The 15,776-nt window shown below is 63.0% G+C and carries 17 protein-coding genes; 3 read left to right on the forward strand and 14 right to left on the reverse strand.

Annotated features, from left to right (window positions below; genetic code table 11):
* The 10 genes from Q7V46_RS17775 to Q7V46_RS17820 form a co-directional block, all read right to left on the reverse strand.
* The coding region (locus tag Q7V46_RS17775) for a GTP-binding protein (protein WP_304913914.1) at positions 1 to 135 on the reverse strand (135 nt) is incomplete at its 3' end.
* A 228-nt stretch (positions 136 to 363) separates the two neighbouring features.
* Positions 364 to 2,466, reverse strand: a complete 2,103-nt coding sequence (gene fusA / locus Q7V46_RS17780; protein ID WP_304914905.1) for an elongation factor G — start codon at positions 2,464 to 2,466, stop codon at positions 364 to 366.
* Positions 2,467 to 2,547: 81 nt separating this feature from the next.
* A complete protein-coding gene (rpsG, locus tag Q7V46_RS17785) occupies positions 2,548 to 3,018 on the reverse strand; it encodes a 30S ribosomal protein S7 (protein WP_304914906.1) in 471 nt (156 codons plus the stop codon).
* A 151-nt stretch (positions 3,019 to 3,169) separates the two neighbouring features.
* A complete protein-coding gene (gene rpsL, locus Q7V46_RS17790; protein WP_056266875.1) occupies positions 3,170 to 3,547 on the reverse strand; it encodes a 30S ribosomal protein S12 in 378 nt (125 codons plus the stop codon).
* A 143-nt stretch (positions 3,548 to 3,690) separates the two neighbouring features.
* Complete coding sequence (locus Q7V46_RS17795) at positions 3,691 to 4,797, reverse strand: D-alanyl-D-alanine carboxypeptidase family protein (protein WP_304914919.1); 1,107 nt, start codon at positions 4,795 to 4,797, stop codon at positions 3,691 to 3,693.
* A 116-nt stretch (positions 4,798 to 4,913) separates the two neighbouring features.
* Positions 4,914 to 5,537 carry an alpha/beta hydrolase gene (locus Q7V46_RS17800; protein WP_304914907.1) on the reverse strand — a complete coding sequence of 208 codons (624 nt, stop codon included), beginning with the start codon at positions 5,535 to 5,537 and terminating at the stop codon, positions 4,914 to 4,916.
* A 57-nt stretch (positions 5,538 to 5,594) separates the two neighbouring features.
* On the reverse strand, positions 5,595 to 5,933 hold the full coding sequence (locus Q7V46_RS17805; protein WP_304914908.1) for a ferredoxin: 339 nt from the start codon (positions 5,931 to 5,933) through the stop codon (positions 5,595 to 5,597).
* A gap of 115 nt (positions 5,934 to 6,048) precedes the next feature.
* Complete coding sequence (locus Q7V46_RS17810) at positions 6,049 to 7,140, reverse strand: VanZ family protein (protein WP_304914909.1); 1,092 nt, start codon at positions 7,138 to 7,140, stop codon at positions 6,049 to 6,051.
* 15 nt (positions 7,141 to 7,155) lie between these two features.
* The gene (locus Q7V46_RS17815) at positions 7,156 to 7,584 is read right to left on the reverse strand and encodes a CopD family protein (RefSeq protein WP_304914910.1); all 429 of its coding nucleotides are present in this window, start codon (positions 7,582 to 7,584) and stop codon (positions 7,156 to 7,158) included.
* Positions 7,585 to 7,851: 267 nt separating this feature from the next.
* A complete protein-coding gene (locus Q7V46_RS17820; protein ID WP_304914911.1) occupies positions 7,852 to 8,892 on the reverse strand; it encodes a hypothetical protein in 1,041 nt (346 codons plus the stop codon).
* Positions 8,893 to 9,196: 304 nt separating this feature from the next.
* On the opposite strand from Q7V46_RS17820, the gene hemB reads away from it, so the two are divergent.
* Together hemB and Q7V46_RS17830 are read left to right on the forward strand one after the other, a co-directional pair.
* Positions 9,197 to 10,198: a porphobilinogen synthase gene (gene hemB, locus Q7V46_RS17825; RefSeq protein WP_304914912.1), complete on the forward strand. Its 1,002-nt coding sequence runs from the start codon at positions 9,197 to 9,199 to the stop codon at positions 10,196 to 10,198.
* A gap of 13 nt (positions 10,199 to 10,211) precedes the next feature.
* Complete coding sequence (locus tag Q7V46_RS17830) at positions 10,212 to 11,318, forward strand: magnesium transporter CorA family protein (RefSeq protein ID WP_304914913.1); 1,107 nt, start codon at positions 10,212 to 10,214, stop codon at positions 11,316 to 11,318.
* 175 nt (positions 11,319 to 11,493) lie between these two features.
* Here Q7V46_RS17830 and Q7V46_RS17835 read toward each other — a convergent pair whose 3' ends face one another.
* The 4 genes from Q7V46_RS17835 to Q7V46_RS17850 form a co-directional block, all read right to left on the reverse strand.
* A complete protein-coding gene (locus Q7V46_RS17835; protein WP_304914914.1) occupies positions 11,494 to 12,144 on the reverse strand; it encodes a glutathione S-transferase family protein in 651 nt (216 codons plus the stop codon).
* A complete protein-coding gene (locus Q7V46_RS17840) occupies positions 12,141 to 13,214 on the reverse strand; it encodes an amidohydrolase (RefSeq protein WP_304914915.1) in 1,074 nt (357 codons plus the stop codon). Before Q7V46_RS17840 ends, Q7V46_RS17835 begins: the two co-directional genes overlap by 4 nt.
* A gap of 187 nt (positions 13,215 to 13,401) precedes the next feature.
* A complete protein-coding gene (locus Q7V46_RS17845) occupies positions 13,402 to 14,085 on the reverse strand; it encodes a dienelactone hydrolase family protein (RefSeq protein WP_304914916.1) in 684 nt (227 codons plus the stop codon).
* A gap of 52 nt (positions 14,086 to 14,137) precedes the next feature.
* Positions 14,138 to 14,737: a 2-hydroxychromene-2-carboxylate isomerase gene (locus tag Q7V46_RS17850; RefSeq protein WP_304914917.1), complete on the reverse strand. Its 600-nt coding sequence runs from the start codon at positions 14,735 to 14,737 to the stop codon at positions 14,138 to 14,140.
* Positions 14,738 to 14,835: 98 nt separating this feature from the next.
* Between Q7V46_RS17850 and Q7V46_RS17855 the strand changes: the two genes are divergently transcribed.
* Positions 14,836 to 15,594 (forward strand): SDR family oxidoreductase, encoded by a 759-nt coding sequence (locus tag Q7V46_RS17855; protein WP_304914918.1) that lies wholly within the window; start codon positions 14,836 to 14,838, stop codon positions 15,592 to 15,594.
* Positions 15,595 to 15,776 lie beyond the last annotated feature (182 nt).

The following is a 15,776-nucleotide window of genomic DNA, read 5'->3' on the forward strand; positions in this document are numbered from 1 at the left end:
CTTGGCGGCACCACCGAACTTGGCCGACAGCACCGTGGTGATCGCCGCCGTCAGCGTCGTCTTGCCGTGGTCCACGTGACCAATGGTGCCCACGTTCACGTGCGGCTTGGTCCGCTCAAATTTCTCTTTTGCCATTTTTCAATTCCTGAAAGAACAAAACCCGTGTGTGTTTAAGGTTTCCGACACAGACCTGCCACGGGCAGCTGATCAACCGCAAAGCGGCGTCGAAGACCACTGAAAATCTCTCGCGCTACAGCTACAGGCTCCCCCCCATCAAGGGTTGCCAAGGGTCCGGCTCTGCCGGCCCGATGGCAACGCCCCCTTGAGGGGGTGACGCGCCGCAGGCTTGGCGCGGGGGTGGGCTTACTTGGCTCGCGCTGCGACGATGGCTTCAGCTACGTTGCGTGGCGCTTCGGCGTAGTGCTTGAACTCCATGGAGTACGTGGCACGGCCTTGCGACATCGAACGCAGCGTGGTCGAGTAGCCGAACATTTCGGACAACGGCACTTCGGCCTTGATGGCCTTGCCACCACCGACCATGTCTTCCATGCCCTGCACCATGCCGCGGCGGCTGGACAGGTCGCCCATCACGTTACCGGCGTAGTCTTCAGGCGTTTCCACTTCCACGGCCATCATGGGTTCCAGAATCACCGGGCTGGCCTTCTTGCAACCTTCCTTGAAGCCGAAGATGGCTGCCATCTTGAAGGCCATTTCGGACGAGTCCACGTCGTGGTACGAACCGAAGTGCAGCGTGACCTTGACGTCCACCACCGGGTAACCCGCCAGCACGCCAGCGGTCAGCGCTTCGACCACGCCCTTTTCCACCGCAGGGATGTACTCGCGCGGGACCACACCACCCTTGATGGCGTCCACGAATTCGAATCCTTTGCCAGCTTCGTTGGGTTCGATCTTGAACACCACGTGACCGTACTGGCCCTTGCCACCCGACTGGCGAACGAACTTGCCTTCGGCTTCGGCCACTTCCTTGCGGATGGTTTCGCGGTAGGCCACCTGAGGCTTGCCCACATTGGCTTCCACACCGAATTCGCGCTTCATGCGGTCGACGATGATTTCGAGGTGCAGCTCGCCCATGCCGGCGATGATGGTCTGGCCCGATTCTTCGTCGGTCTTGACGCGGAACGATGGATCTTCAGCTGCAAGACGCTGCAGGGCGATGCCCATCTTTTCCTGGTCGGCCTTGGTCTTGGGTTCCACGGCCTGCGCAATCACGGGCTCAGGGAACACCATGCGCTCCAGCATGATGATGGCGTCCGGATCACACAGGGTTTCACCTGTGGTCACGTCCTTCAAGCCCACGCAGGCAGCGATGTCGCCGGCGCGAATTTCATCGACTTCCAGGCGGTTGTTGGCGTGCATCTGCACAATACGGCCGATGCGCTCTTTCTTGCCCTTGACGGGGTTGAAAACGGAATCGCCCTTTTTCAGCACGCCGGAATACACGCGCACAAAAGTCAGCTGACCCACGTACGGGTCGGTCATGAGCTTGAACGCCAGGGCCGACAGTTTTTCGTCGTCCTGCGCCTTGCGGGAGGTCGGCGCCTCGTCTTCGTCCGTGCCACCCACAGGAGGGATGTCCACTGGAGAAGGCAGGAAGTCGATCACGGCGTCGAGCATGCGCTGAACACCCTTGTTCTTGAACGCGGTACCGCACAGCATGGGCTGGATCTCGGTCGCCAGCGTGCGCACGCGAATGCCCTGCTTGATCTCTGCCTCGGTGAGGTCACCCTCTTCAAGGTACTTGTTCATCAGCTCTTCGCTGGACTCGGCGGCGGCTTCGAGCATCTTCTCGCGCCACTCCTTCGCCTGCGCCACCAGTGCCTCAGGAATCTCCTGGAATTCGAACTTCATGCCCTGGGACGCTTCGTCCCAGATGATGGCCTTCATCTTGATCAGGTCGACCACGCCGGTGAAGTTTTCTTCAGCGCCGATCGGGATCACGATGGCCACGGGGTTGGCCTTCAGGCGCAGCTTCATCTGGTCGTAGACCTTGAAGAAGTTGGCACCGGTGCGGTCCATCTTGTTGACGAACGCAAGGCGGGGCACCTTGTACTTGTTGGCCTGGCGCCAGACGGTTTCCGACTGGGGCTGAACGCCGCCCACGGCGCAGTACACCATGCAGGCGCCATCCAGCACGCGCATGGAACGCTCCACCTCGATGGTGAAGTCCACGTGACCGGGGGTGTCGATGATGTTGAAGCGGTGCTCTTCGTAGGAGAGGTCCATGCCCTTCCAGAAGCAGGTGGTGGCGGCCGACGTGATCGTGATGCCGCGTTCCTGCTCCTGCTCCATCCAGTCCATGGTGGCCGCACCGTCGTGCACTTCACCAATCTTGTGGTTCACACCGGTGTAGAAAAGAATGCGCTCGGTGGTGGTTGTCTTGCCGGCGTCGATGTGGGCGGAAATGCCGATGTTTCGGTACCGCTCCAGTGGCGTAATGCGTGCCATGGAAATACTCCTGAATGGGGCAAGCCCGCCACCCTTTTGGGGTGCTGCGGGCTCGCCTGGAATGACTGAGGGAAACGGAATTTAGAAGCGGAAGTGGCTGAAAGCCTTGTTGGCTTCGGCCATGCGGTGCACTTCATCGCGCTTTTTCATGGCGCCACCACGGCCTTCATTGGCTTCGAGCAGTTCGTTGGCCAGGCGCATGGCCATGGACTTTTCGCTGCGCTTGCGGGCGGCTTCCTTGATCCAGCGCATGGAGAGCGCCAGACGGCGCACCGGGCGCACTTCCACGGGCACCTGGTAGTTCGCACCACCGACGCGGCGGGACTTGACTTCCACCATGGGCTTGACGTTGTTGATGGCGGTGACGAAGAGTTCGAGCGGGTCTTTGCCGCTCTTCTTCTCCATCTGCTCCAGCGCACCGTAAATGATGCGCTCGGCAACCGCTTTTTTGCCGCCTTCCATGATCACGTTCATGAACTTGGAGAGCTCGACATTGCCGAACTTGGGATCCGGCAGGATTTCACGTTTAGGGACTTCGCGACGACGTGGCATTTTTTCACCTCAAATTTGCTTCAGTTGGCACCTTTTCAGGCACCGCGAGAACCCAGCAAGGCCCTCACTTACTCGACCCGGCGCCGACATGGCGTTTTGGGGTCACTACGTTCGACTGGCTTGCCGGCCGGTCAAACACCGAAATACAGACTTACTTGGCCTTGGGCTTCTTCGCACCGTACTTGGAGCGCGACTGCTTGCGGTCTTTCACGCCTTGCAGATCCAGCGAACCGCGCACGATGTGGTAACGCACACCAGGCAAGTCCTTGACGCGACCGCCGCGAACCAGCACGACGCTGTGTTCCTGGAGGTTGTGGCCTTCACCGCCGATGTAGGAGATGACCTCAAAGCCGTTGGTCAGGCGCACCTTGGCGACTTTACGCAGAGCGGAGTTGGGCTTCTTGGGGGTCGTGGTGTACACACGGGTGCACACACCGCGACGCTGCGGAGAGTTTTCCATGGCCGGGCTCTTGGATTTGGTCTTTTCGACCTCCCGGCCGTGGCGCACGAGTTGATTGATGGTTGGCATTGAAAAACGTCCCTAAACGTTTGGAAAAAGCGAAAACGACAAAGCTCTTCGGAAAATTCCGAAAAGCCCGCTAATGTAGCACGCAGCCCGAATTCAGGCAACCGGGCGCGGGGCAAGCCGCAGCACGACGGCTTCCTGTGCCCTTACTGGATCCAGAGGCGCATCGCGTCCCAGGCCCGCCCGAAGATGCCGCTTTCTTCGACGGTCTCCAGCACGGTGAGCGGCACTTCGGCCACCGGCGCGCCATTGGCGGTCGAGATTTTCAGGCTGCCCAATGCCTGCCCGCGCGCCAGGGGCGCAACCAGGGGCTCGGGACGGATAATCTCGGTCCGGAGCTTGGCACCCTCGCCAGCAGGGACCGTCACCACCACGCCCTGGGGCAGACCCAGCTTCACCTGAGCCTCTTTGCCTTTCCATACCCTGGGCGTGGACACGGGCTCTCCCGCCTTCGTCAGCCGCACGGCATCAAAGGCGGTGTAGCCCCAGTTCAACAGCTTCTGGCTTTCGTTGGCACGGGCGTTCTCGCTGGTCGCCCCCAGCAGCACACTCAGCAGACGCCTTTGGCCATCTGCCCCGGTACCGAGGGTCGGCACCTCACGCCGGGCCGTGGCCACCAGGCAATAGCCGGCGGCGCTGGTGTGACCGGTTTTCAAGCCATCGACGGTGGGATCACGGAACAACAAGGTGTTGCGGTTGCGGTCATTGGCTTCAGGCGTGCCGGGGTAGCGGTAGCGCTGAATGGCGTAGTAGGTCACATATTCCGGGAAGTCGTTCATCAACCGGGTGGCCAGGGTCGCCAGATCGCGGGCGGTGGTGGTGTGTCCGGTTTCCGTGAGTCCCTCCGGGTTGCGGAAACTGGAGGCGTTCATGCCCAGCGCTCTTGCCTGATCATTCATCAACTGCACGAAACGCTCGACAGAACCACCGACACCCTCCGCCAGCGCGACCGTTGCGTCATTGCCCGACTGGATGATCATGCCTTTGACCAGGTCTTCGACCGGCACCTGCATGCGCGGGTCGATGAACATCCGCGAACCCGGCATCTTCCAGGCGCGCTCGCTGACCGGGAGTGTCTGGGTCAGGGTGATCTTGCGCGACTTGAGCGCATCGAACACCAGGTAGGCGGTCATGAGCTTGGTCAGCGAGGCTGGCTCCACCGGCTGGTCTGGATCCTTGGCGGCAAGCACCTGCCCTGAGGTGACGTCCATCAGGAGATAGGCCTTGGCTGCGATTTCAGGCGGCTCAGGCATTTGCGCTGCGGCAGGCAACAAGGCGCCCAGGAGCAGGCAGGCCGATAGCGCAAACGGGACAAAACGACGCAACAAAGTAGGGTTCCTTGAATTGAATTGAAGAATGAGGGGGGCTGTCACGCGCTCAGGTGGCGCGTAACCAGGGCTCGCAACAGCGGCAATTGCCCATGAAAAAAATGCGCGCCGGCAGGCACCACCAGCACGGGCAGCGTTTGGGGCCTGGCCCAGTCCATGACCGACGCCAAAGGCACTGTATCGTCCTGCTCGCCGTGGATGACCAGCGTGCGCAGGTGAAGTTCCTCTGGTACGTTGGCCACATTGAATCGGCTGGCGGCCGTGCCCACCAGAACCACCTGGTCAATCTCACGCTGCGCGTGCAGGCGCTCGACCGCGTGGCTGGTGACAAAAGCACCAAACGAAAACCCGGCCAGGCTCAGGCGCCCCTGTGGTGCGCAGGCATCCACCACCGCCAGCATATCGTCCAGTTCGCCTCTGCCCTCGTCATGGACGCCGGCGCTGGCACCCACCCCCCTGAAATTGAACCGCACGGATGTCCATCCACTTTGCACAAATGCGCGTGCCAACGTCTGCACGACTTTGTTGCTCAACGTGCCGCCAAACAAGGGGTGAGGATGGGCAATGACGGCCGTGCCTTTGGCATCGGCCACAGGACGATCCACCGCCACTTCCAGGGGACCAGAAGGTCCGGCGATCTGCAGGGCTTCGGTTTGGGCATTCATGGCGCAGCGTCTTCCAAGCCCATCTGGCCATGGTGGAAGAAAACCACGCTTTCGCTCTCAGCGCCCAACATCGGGTGGCGTGAGCAACCGCTCGACCACGATGCCGTCCCTGAGGTGGGACTGCACGATCTCGTCAATATCGCTCTCGTCCACATAGCTGTACCAGACGCCCTCGGGGTACACCACGGCGATGGGACCACCGGCACAGCGATCCAGGCAACCGGCCTTGTTCACGCGAACCTTGCCCGCACCGAGCAGGCCCTGCGCCTTGGACAGCGACTTGCATCGGTCAAATGCGGCCTGCGCCTTGTGGCGGGCGCAACAAGCCTCCTCGCCACTGCGTTCGTTGAGGCAAAAGAAGATGTGCCGCTGGTAGTAAGGCGGGTTTTCTGTCATGACCCGATTCTAGTGGGACACCTTGTCCTGGCTTGCAACGAGTTATGTCAATGTCGGCCTTGACGCACCCGATGCGCAGCCGCCCCATCGCGCAGTTCAGCGGGGGCTCGACCCTTCACGAGGATTTTCTGGAAACTGCGCTCAGGCCAAATATCAGTGCCAGGAAAGGCCACAACCAGCCCACCCAAAGGGACAGACCATGGAAACGGATGAAACGTCCCTGCTCCCAGATTTCGAGAGACTGTGCAAAGTAAGGGCTGTCCGAGGTGCGGTTGAGCAGCGTGAGGGACACCGCCAGGCACAGCAGCATGACGACATTGCAAAGGCGCCCTGGCAGCCCCGCCAGAGCGAGCCCCAGCACCAGCGCCAGACCCATACCGATGGCGACCGGCACGTTGAACCATGACCACGCGTTCACCGGTCCAAAGGTCATGGCCGCTGAAATGCCTTCCATCCCCATGGCACAGAGAAAAAGCATGCCGCCAAAAAGAAGCCGCCGCCGCACCGACCGCATCTCGGAAAAGCCCATCATCAGGGGAGCAAGCAAGCACAGCGCAATGCAAAAAGCTTCTGCCAGCGGGCTGAGCGGTTCGGGCAGGGTGGCACGGACGGGCACCCATTCCAGAAAAGGTGTTCCTTCAAGCAGGTCGATCAATCCCGTTTCCAAGCGCGTCCACACCTGACCCAATCCAAACGGGATCGATGCTGGGTACAGCAGAGCCAGCGGCCACAACGCCAGCAAGACCAGGCTGGCGTGCGCGTCCTTCTCGAACCAGTCGGCCCGAAACTGGCTCCAGCGTCGCAGGGCACCCATTCGCTCAAGCAGCCATGCGATGCTGGCCCCCAGCAGACCACCCAGCGCGTTCAGCACCAGATCCACGTTCGAAGCCACGCGCATGGGCAAAAAGTTCTGCGTGACTTCGATCCCGAACGAGAGCATGGCCGGGACCAGCACCGCCACCGGCCAGGCGAGTCGCCCCCAGCCTGAACGCATCATGGCGAGCGCCAGCAGAAAGCCCAGGGGCGCATAACCCACCAGGTTCGCCACCAGATCGAAAGTGGTCCAGTACTGCGGGAACGGTGCCCAGACAAACGCGATGGGAGAGACCCCCTGCACCCACCAGCCCTTGAACGGGTACAGACTGGCGTAGAGGATCAACCCTCCAAACAGGAAGGAAAGTGTCCAGGCGGATGAACGGACCTTCAAGGCGCAACGCTGAAGTTAGAAGGGCTTGACCACCACCAGCACCACCGCCGCCACCATCATCAGCACGGGCGCCTCGTTGAACCACCGGTACCACACATGCTGCCGCCGGTTCTCGCCCCGCTCGAACCGGCGCAACAGAAGTCCGCACACATGGTGGTAAGCCACGGTCAGCACCACGACCAGCAGCTTGGCATGCATCCAGCCGTTGCCAGGTCCGCGCCCGATGCCGTAGCCCCACCACAGCCAGACGCCAAGTCCGAGCGCCGGGACAGCCAGCATGGTGGTGAAACGCATGAGTTTTCGAGCCATCACGAGCAATCGCTCCCGCTCCGCAACGCTCTCTGGCGGCACCATCGCCAGGTTCACGAAAATCCGCGGCAGGTAGAACAGTCCTGCGAACCAGCTGGCGACGAAAACGATGTGAAAGGCTTTGATCCAGAGCATCGCCGCAGTGTAGCCTTCGCTGCCAGATGCGCTCCGGGCCGGCGTGAGCGCATCCAGGATCGAGGCAAAAAAAACCCGGCCAAGGGCCGGGTTGGGAAGCCTTTTTGCTGTCACACACTAAGGCACCCGCTCAGGGAGGAAAAGCGGGGAGCGCTCCTTTCGGTTTGCTCGAACGGAATGTTACAGCAAAAGACCTGTTTTTTGGCAAGTCACCCTGTCAGATTTGACAGGGTCATGTCAACAGAACAACAACAATGGTGATATTGATCACATCATTTTTGCCAGCTCGAACATGACGGCAGTGCCCAAGGCTTCGCGAATGTTGCCGCGACCGACCTTGGCCATTGAAAACTCGCCGAAACCGGACATGTCGAACGAGCTGTCGTCTGGCGAAATTTCCACAAAGGGAAACTCGAACACCTCCCTGAGCAGTTCACGCCGAAAGGCTTCGAAGTCTGCGCCTTTGATTTCCGAATCCACCACGATCAGATTGGGCATGCGGCCCTTGATGGCATCGCGTGCCTGAACGAAGTCGACCACGCTGTCTGACACGATGCCGATTTCGCGCAGGGCGTCGCGCACGTCTGCCCGAATCTGCAGGGTGGGCGAGATGGTGAGCACGTAAGTGCCGGACAGCGATTTGAACATCGAGGAATGGTCGTCCGACAAGTCAACCGCAGAGATGCCGTCGACCGCCCGCACGGTGCGGGTGAACATCGCGTTGAAGGTGGTGCCCTCGCTCGTCAAGGTTCGCTCCAGTTCGATGCCGCCGGAGCTCGCTGCGATCTGCCGGATGAGCATCCAGCTGAGGTTGTCGTCGGCCGTCTGGCTGGAAGGGGGCGCGCCCTCGTTGGCCACCCGAACCTGGAAACGCGCATGGGGCGGCCAGGCATTCACGTCCATGCGCACATCGACACGGTTGCCGTAGGGGAGTGCCCAGTCCAGCACAGCGTTCACGAACGTGTGCGCCACAGTGGGATCGACAAGAACGTCCACCGGCTTGAGCTTGCGCCGCAGCGCAATGCCAAGCAGCGCGAACTCCTTCTTGCGCTCCTGCAAGACGCCCTCGACCAACTCGGCCATGTTGATCTTCTCGTGCGACTGCCGGATGCGCCCGCTGTAGAAGCGGTGAATCTGCTGGGTGCTGACGCCGGCAAGCTTGACCCGACCCATGGGCACACTCAATGCGTGGTGCTCCTGCCGCGTGATGCGGTCCTTGGCGAGCAGCTGGTCAATCTGGTTTTGCAGGGCGCTGACCCCCTCGGTGATCTGATCTGCCAGACCAGCCAGCAGGTCGGGCCAGTGCACCTCTAGGGACCATGCATCCGCTTCACCGACAGCCCCCCTTGAAGAACTGTGGGACGAGGAAGGGTTTTTCTTGGATGACAACATGAGAGCGCTTGGTTGGGGCGTGCGATGCAAGGTGCAGAAATCAGGCCAAAGCCAATAATTTCTACTTAAATTGGAGTTCAACACAAACCGCTGTTTTTTTCAATATCTATACCTTTATTACTGCTTGATACATATTCATCTTTTGAGGAAAACAGGTCTTTTTCCACGTTCGATGCGAGCGGGACTGGCGCCAGGGGCGGCTTTGGACACAATACGCTGCATGCACTTACCCGCTCCCTACCCCTTCAATCGTCCGCGACGCCTGCGCCGCGATGCCTTCACCCGCGACCTGGTGCGCGAACACCGCCTGAGCCCGTCGGACCTGATCTACCCGGTGTTCGTGCTGGATGGCCAGGGGCGCCGGGAGGCTGTGGGTTCGATGCCGGGCGTGGAGCGGCTCAGCCTGGACCTTCTGCTGCCCGTGGCCGAAGACTGCGTACAACTCGGCATTCCAGTGATGGCGCTGTTTCCGGTGATCGACCCATCGCTGAAAACGCCGGACGGCCAGGAGGCCTTGAATCCCGACGGACTGGTACCGCGCGTGGTGCGGGGTCTGAAGGAACGCTTTCCGCAACTCGGTGTGATGACCGACGTGGCGCTGGACCCGTACACCAGCCACGGACAGGACGGCGTGCTGGACGAGCACAACTACATCCTGAATGACCCCACAGTGGAGATACTGACAAAGCAGGCGGTGACTCAGGCGCAGGCGGGCGTGGACATGGTGGCCCCGAGCGACATGATGGACGGGCGCATCGGCGCCATCCGCGCCGCGCTGGAGGCGAACGGCCTCGTGCACACGCGGATCATGGCCTACAGCGCCAAGTACGCCAGCGCCTTTTATGGTCCCTTCCGCGATGCGGTGGGCTCTGCCGCCAATCTGGGCAAGGCCGACAAGAAGGTCTACCAGATGGATCCGGGCAACACCAATGAGGCGCTGCGCGAGGTGGCACTGGATCTGGCCGAAGGCGCCGACATGGTGATGGTCAAACCCGGCATGCCCTACCTGGACATCGTGCGCCGCGTGAAGGACGAATTCGCCGTGCCGACCTTCGCCTATCAGGTCAGCGGCGAGTACGCCATGCTCAAGGCGGCCGCACAGAACGGCTGGCTGGACCACGACGCGGTGATGATGGAAAGCCTGCTGGCCTTCAAGCGCGCGGGTGCGGACGGGGTGCTGACCTACTTCGCGCGCGACGCGGCGCGTCTGTTGCGCGGCTGAACAAAACCGCACAATGCGCGTCTTCCACATCCAGCCCGCAGGGATCGTCGAGTCCGATGCCCTGCCTGAGCGGTTGCCAGCAACGGGTTATGTCTGGATCGCCTGTGGCAGGCGGGAGTTCGAACTGGAGCAGGGCAGGGTACAGGCCGCATTGCATGCCTGGATCGGTCTGGCGCTGGTGGATCTGCACATTGCCGATTTGCTCAACAACCAGCTCCCCTCGCACTTCGACTACACCTCGCAGTACGACGTGCTGGTGTTCCGGCGCCTGGCGGCCGGTCATTCGGAGACCGATCTGGCGCAGCCCGGCACGGTGCTCACCCAGAAGACCAGGCGCAGTGGGCCACCCGTGCTGCGCCGCATCGACACCAGCCCGGTGGGCTTTGCGGTGTTCGATCGCGTGCTGCTGACGGTGCACCCCGCCGGCTGTCAGGTGCTGGATCAGTACGCGTCCCGCCTGCTGGCTTCGGTCAACGGGGCTTCGCGCACGGCGGGCGCGAACCTGCCTCCGCACCCGGCCGACCTGATGCTGCGCATCGTCAACCAGATGGTCGATGGCTACCTGGAATTGCGGCGCGAGCTCACCCGCCAGCTGGACCACTGGCAGGCCGAACTGCTGCACCCCAAAACCCGTTTCAACAACTGGAGCTCGCTGCTGGACGCGCGGATTTCGCTGCACCAGCTGGACGAGATCTGTGAAGACCAGCGATCGGCGATTCAGGACTGGATCGAGGCGCTGGAAGAATGGGAGCCGGGTGAACACGACGGCGGGCAGCGCGGACTGGACCTGCTGCGGGTGCGTTCACGCGATGTGCTGGAACACATCGAGCGCGTGGTGCATCACGTGCGGCGGCTGGAACAGAACGCAGAGACCGCCGTGCAGATGCACTTTTCTGCGCAAAGCAACCGCACCAACGACATCATGCGCACGCTTACGGCGCTGACCGCGATCTTTCTGCCTTTGAACCTGATTGCCGGCATCTTCGGCATGAACTTCGAGTTCATTCCACTCGTGCACCAGCAGGCGGGTTTCTGGTGGGCGGTGGGCTCCATGCTGTTCACCGCCGCGGTGCTGGGGGTGCTGTTCTGGCGCAAGCGGTATCTGGCTAGGACAAAATAGGCACACCCCCGCGCGCAGGGCCTGTGGCCCACCCCCGCGCCGCGCTTTCAACGCGTCACCCCCTTCAAGGGGGCGACACCAGTGGCCCGGCAAAGCCGGTTCCACGGCATCTCTGGATTGAGTCACGTCGCTCCGGGCCGCACTTTGCACGCCTCAACGCCGCGCTTTCAGCGCGTCAGACAAAGGGTGCACTCAGGCCCTCGTTGGCGAGGGCGCGCTGCACGGCGGGGCGTTCCAGCATGCGCTGCAGGAAGGGGCCGATGTGAGGCAGGCTGCGGGCCTGGCCATTGTCGAAGTTGCGGGTCCAGCGGCAGAGCGTGAACAGATAGGGGTCGAGCGCGCTGTAGGCGTCGCCCAGCATCCAGGCGCCACCATGGCGGGCGAGTTCGGTGTCGACCTGCCGGAGCATCGGACGGATCTGGTTCTGCGCCATGTGCTGCACCTCTTTGGCGGCGCCGTGGTTGTGCGCGTGCACCCAGCGTTCCGGGTGGAAGTAGACCATCAGCGTGGCCTGAAGGGTGTTGGTGAACCACACCAGCCATTTGTAGAAGTGGGCGCGCTGTGGCGTGCCCAGGGGGGGCGCCAGTGCAGCTTGTGGATGCGTATCACACAGGTGCAGACAGATGGCCGCGGTCTCGTAGAGCACGAGATCGCCATCGGTGAGCACGGGAATGAGACCGTTGGGGTTGAGCTTGAGGTAGGCAGTGGTCTTGTGTATGTCCTGGGTGCGGTCGACCAGCACCCGCTCATAGGGCACGGCCAGCTCTTCGAGCAGGATGTGGGGCACCATGCTGGCGGTGCTGGGGTAGTGGTGAAGCTGAATCATGGTCGTTGGGAAGGAGTGGGCACGCCGAACAGGCGGGCTCCATTCTCCCAGCCAATCCGGCGGGCCACATCAGGCGGCAGACCTCCGAGCCAGACGCGGTAGCCGCGCATGAGGTCGTCGTAATACAGCCAGCGCAGATTGACCCAGGTGTCGGAGCCGATCAGGAAGCGGTCCGGGTACTTGAGCAAGAGGGCGCGCCATTCGGGGCACAGCTGGCCGTCGCTGCAGGTAAGGCCTGGGCGGTAGGAGAGTTCGCCCATGAGCGCGGGGTACTTCGCCATCAGCTGATCCACCCTGTCCACGGGGGTACCGCCAATACCGGTGTGGGCCCAGATCAGGCGGAAACTGTTGCCCCCACGCTCCGCCGCTGTGCGGGTCGCTGCCCCCCCAGGGGGCGTGTGTCCTGCTTGGGGCGGCCCGGCGCTGGACACTTCATTGCCCCCACGCTCCGCCGCTGTGCGGGTCGCTGCCCCCCCAGGGGGCGTGTGTCCTGCTTGGGGCGGCCCGGCGCTGGACACTTCATTGCCCCCACGCTCCGCCGCTGTGCGGGCCGCTGCCCCCCGAGGAGCCGTGTGGGCCATGAGCAAATCGATGGCGACGTCGTCCACGTGGGCGAGAATGGCCAGGCCCTTTTCTTCGGCCAGGGCCATGAGCTCCTGGGCCACCGGGCCGTTGGCGTTGGCGCTGTCGTAGAGATGGAATTCGCCCAGACCCCGGTACGGACCGGCCGGGGTTCCGCTGGCGAGCTCGGTGCGCACGAGTTCGGCGATGGTGGGGTCGCGGAACCAGTTGTTGTAGTCGGCCCGGTTGCGGTAAAGGCGGATGAAGGGCACCACAGTCACCCCGGCGGCACTTGTCTGCTCGCGGGCTTGCGCCAGAGCTTTGGTCCCCTCATTGGGGCGCGAATTTGCAATGATGGCCCGCACGCCGTTGCGCTGCATGCGGTCCAGCACGTCGGAGAGGGGGAACGGGCAGCCGGGTGAAACGCCGTCGTGCACACAGGCTTCGTCGTTGTAGTGCAGGTGAGCATCGAACAGCGGGCCGGCGTACTGCGCAGATGCGGGGGCCATCAGTCCAGCCAACAGCAGCCCCCACCAGTAACGTCGCAAAGCCGGCTTGGAAGGGTCACAGGCACAGTGTCCCTGAAGGAGACGGAGGGAGGCAGATCCAAGCCTGACTGCGCAGGCGTGCACATGCCCGAAGCGCAGCCACTCCTGACAGCCGTCCGGGCGCGAGCCGCGGCGGGGCTGGTCCATTTCAGCCCACGTGCTCATTGAGGAAAGCCAGGGTGCGCACCCTCGCCTGCTTGGCCGCCGCCTCGTCGTACGAACCGCGCTGGTCGCAGTTGAATCCGTGGTTGGCGTTGTAAACATGGACCGTGACCCCGGGCTGGGCCTCCTTGAAGGCCTCGACCGTGTCAAGCGGAATCCAGTGGTCCTGGTCGCCGAAGTGGGCCATCACCGGCACCACGGGCTTGCGGTGGGCGTCGGCATCGCCGGTCATGCCACCGCCATAGTAGGGCACGGCGGCCGCAAGGCCCTTGAGCCCGCATGCAGAACGCCAGGTCAGCAGGCCCCCCCAGCAGTAGCCCACGATACCGACCTTGCCGGCCGACGCGGCATGGTCAATGGCGGCCTGGATATCGGACATGACTCCGGGCTCGGGCAGGGCCTCGACCGCCGTCTTGAAGCCAAAGCCCTGACCCATGTCGGCTTCGGTGTAACCGAGTTCCACGCCGGCCTGCACACGATGGAAGGTGGACGGCGCGACCACGAAATAGCCGTCGGCCGCGTAGCCATCGGCCACGGAACGGATGTGCGAATTGACACCGAAGATCTCCTGCAGCACCACGAGGCCGCCTTTCGGTGTGCCGGTGGGTTGTGCCACGTAGGCGGGGAAGGTGAAACCGTCGGCGGATGTGAGATCGATGAACTGGCCCATGTGTGCTCCTGATGAGGTTTTGAGGTGAGGAAGAAAACAGATGCGTGGCAGATCAGCCAGCGAGGCGGCGTTCGACAAAATCGAGGCGGTCCTGGCCCCAGAAGATTTCGCCATCGATGACGTAGCTGGGTGCGCCGAACACGCCAGCGTCGATCGCCTGGCGGGTGTGGTCGGCGTAGCGGGCTTTGACATCGGCCTGCTGCGACTGCATCAGGCGTGAAGCATCCAGCCCGTTCCCGGTGAGCAGTTCGGCCAGCACGGCGTCATCGGCCACGTTGCGCTCTTCCACCCAGATGGCCCGACCGATTGCGCCTGTCAGGCGCATCGCGGCATCGGCTCCATCCGTGTCGGCCACGGCGGTGATGAGCAGACCGGCTGGGTCGCCCGCAACCGGGAAATGGCGGGGTTCGGGATTCAGGGGGATGCCCAGCGTCTGGCTGAAGCGGCGCAGTTCCAACAGGCGGTAGGCCTGCCGCTGAGGTGCGCGCTTGGGCAACGGCAGGCCGCCGGAAGCGGCGAAGATCTGGCTGTAATCGACCGGGCGCACACGCACGTCGGCACCGGCGCGTTGTGCGATGTCTGTAAAGCGGGCGTGGCCCAGGTACATCCAGGGGCTCTGAGGCGCGAAGTAATAGTCGACTGTGCGACGCATGAAGGTCTCCTGAGGCTGTTGTAATCGAGATGAATGGCGCAGGGGAGCGGGCCGCGTATGTTGTACGCGATGCGTCCACTTTATGCAGGAGACAGGATATGGGCAAGCAGCAACAGAAGGTGCTTCTGGTCACCGGCGGCGGACGGGGCATCGGCGCGGCCACGGCGCGCCTGGCGGCACACCACGGCTGGACGGTGGCAGTGAACTACACGGCGAACTCACTGGCCGCCGACGAAGTGGTGCGGCAGATCCGTTCGGCCGGTGGCAGCGCCATGGCGGTGCAGGCGGACGTGGCCGACGAAGCGCAGGTGCTGGCGATGTTCGAGCGCATCGATGCCAAGTTCGGCCATGTGGCCGGCCTGGTGAACAACGCCGGCGTGGTGGACGTGAGCGCGCGACTGGATGAGATGGACATGGCGCGCTGGCGGCGCATGTTCGACATCAACGTGATGGGCACGCTGCTGTGCGCGCGCGAAGCGGTGCGCCGCATGAGCACACGGCATGGCGGTCCGGGCGGGGCGATCGTCAATGTGTCCAGCGCGGCGTCTCGCCTGGGTTCGCCGGGCCAGTACGTGGACTACGCTGCGGCCAAGGGAGCGGTGGACGCGTTCACCATCGGCCTGGCCAAGGAGGTGGCGGAAGAAGGCATTCGCGTGAACGCGGTGCGGCCAGGCCTGATCGAGACCGAGATCCATGCCAGTGGCGGCCTGCCCAACCGGGTGAACGAGCTCAAGCATCTGGTACCGATGCGGCGCGGCGGCACGGCCGACGAGGTGGCGCAGGCCATCGTGTGGCTGCTGTCGGACGCAGCCAGCTACACGACCATGAGTTTGCTGGATGTTTCAGGTGGAAGGTAGCGCCCCCACGCTCCGCCGCTGCGCGGGTCGCTGCCCCCCGTGGGGGCTGACCTTGCTTGGGGCGGCCCTGCGCTGCGGTCTGTTCGTTACCCCCACGCTCCGCCGCTGCGCGGGTCGCTGCCCCCCGAGGGGGCTGACCTTGCTTGGGGCGGCCCTGCGCTGCGGTCTGTTCGTTACCCCCA

The sequence above is a fragment of the Hydrogenophaga sp. genome (genome assembly GCF_030651625.1).
Taxonomy (GTDB): Bacteria; Pseudomonadota; Gammaproteobacteria; order Burkholderiales; family Burkholderiaceae_C; genus Hydrogenophaga.

Excerpts from the sequence above, each read along its gene's own strand:
- fusA (WP_304914905.1), bottom strand. The coding sequence starts at position 2,466 with ATGGCACGCATTACGCCACTGGAGCGGTACCGAAACATCGGCATTTCC.
- rpsG (WP_304914906.1), bottom strand. The coding sequence starts at position 3,018 with ATGCCACGTCGTCGCGAAGTCCCTAAACGTGAAATCCTGCCGGATCCC.
- rpsL (WP_056266875.1), bottom strand. The coding sequence starts at position 3,547 with ATGCCAACCATCAATCAACTCGTGCGCCACGGCCGGGAGGTCGAAAAG.
- Q7V46_RS17795 (WP_304914919.1), bottom strand. The coding sequence starts at position 4,797 with ATGCCTGAGCCGCCTGAAATCGCAGCCAAGGCCTATCTCCTGATGGAC.
- Q7V46_RS17800 (WP_304914907.1), bottom strand. The coding sequence starts at position 5,537 with ATGAATGCCCAAACCGAAGCCCTGCAGATCGCCGGACCTTCTGGTCCC.
- Q7V46_RS17805 (WP_304914908.1), bottom strand. The coding sequence starts at position 5,933 with ATGACAGAAAACCCGCCTTACTACCAGCGGCACATCTTCTTTTGCCTC.
- Q7V46_RS17815 (WP_304914910.1), bottom strand. The coding sequence starts at position 7,584 with ATGCTCTGGATCAAAGCCTTTCACATCGTTTTCGTCGCCAGCTGGTTC.
- hemB (WP_304914912.1), top strand. The coding sequence starts at position 9,197 with ATGCACTTACCCGCTCCCTACCCCTTCAATCGTCCGCGACGCCTGCGC.
- Q7V46_RS17830 (WP_304914913.1), top strand. The coding sequence starts at position 10,212 with ATGCGCGTCTTCCACATCCAGCCCGCAGGGATCGTCGAGTCCGATGCC.
- Q7V46_RS17835 (WP_304914914.1), bottom strand. The coding sequence starts at position 12,144 with ATGATTCAGCTTCACCACTACCCCAGCACCGCCAGCATGGTGCCCCAC.
- Q7V46_RS17840 (WP_304914915.1), bottom strand. The coding sequence starts at position 13,214 with ATGGCCCCCGCATCTGCGCAGTACGCCGGCCCGCTGTTCGATGCTCAC.
- Q7V46_RS17845 (WP_304914916.1), bottom strand. The coding sequence starts at position 14,085 with ATGGGCCAGTTCATCGATCTCACATCCGCCGACGGTTTCACCTTCCCC.
- Q7V46_RS17850 (WP_304914917.1), bottom strand. The coding sequence starts at position 14,737 with ATGCGTCGCACAGTCGACTATTACTTCGCGCCTCAGAGCCCCTGGATG.
- Q7V46_RS17855 (WP_304914918.1), top strand. The coding sequence starts at position 14,836 with ATGGGCAAGCAGCAACAGAAGGTGCTTCTGGTCACCGGCGGCGGACGG.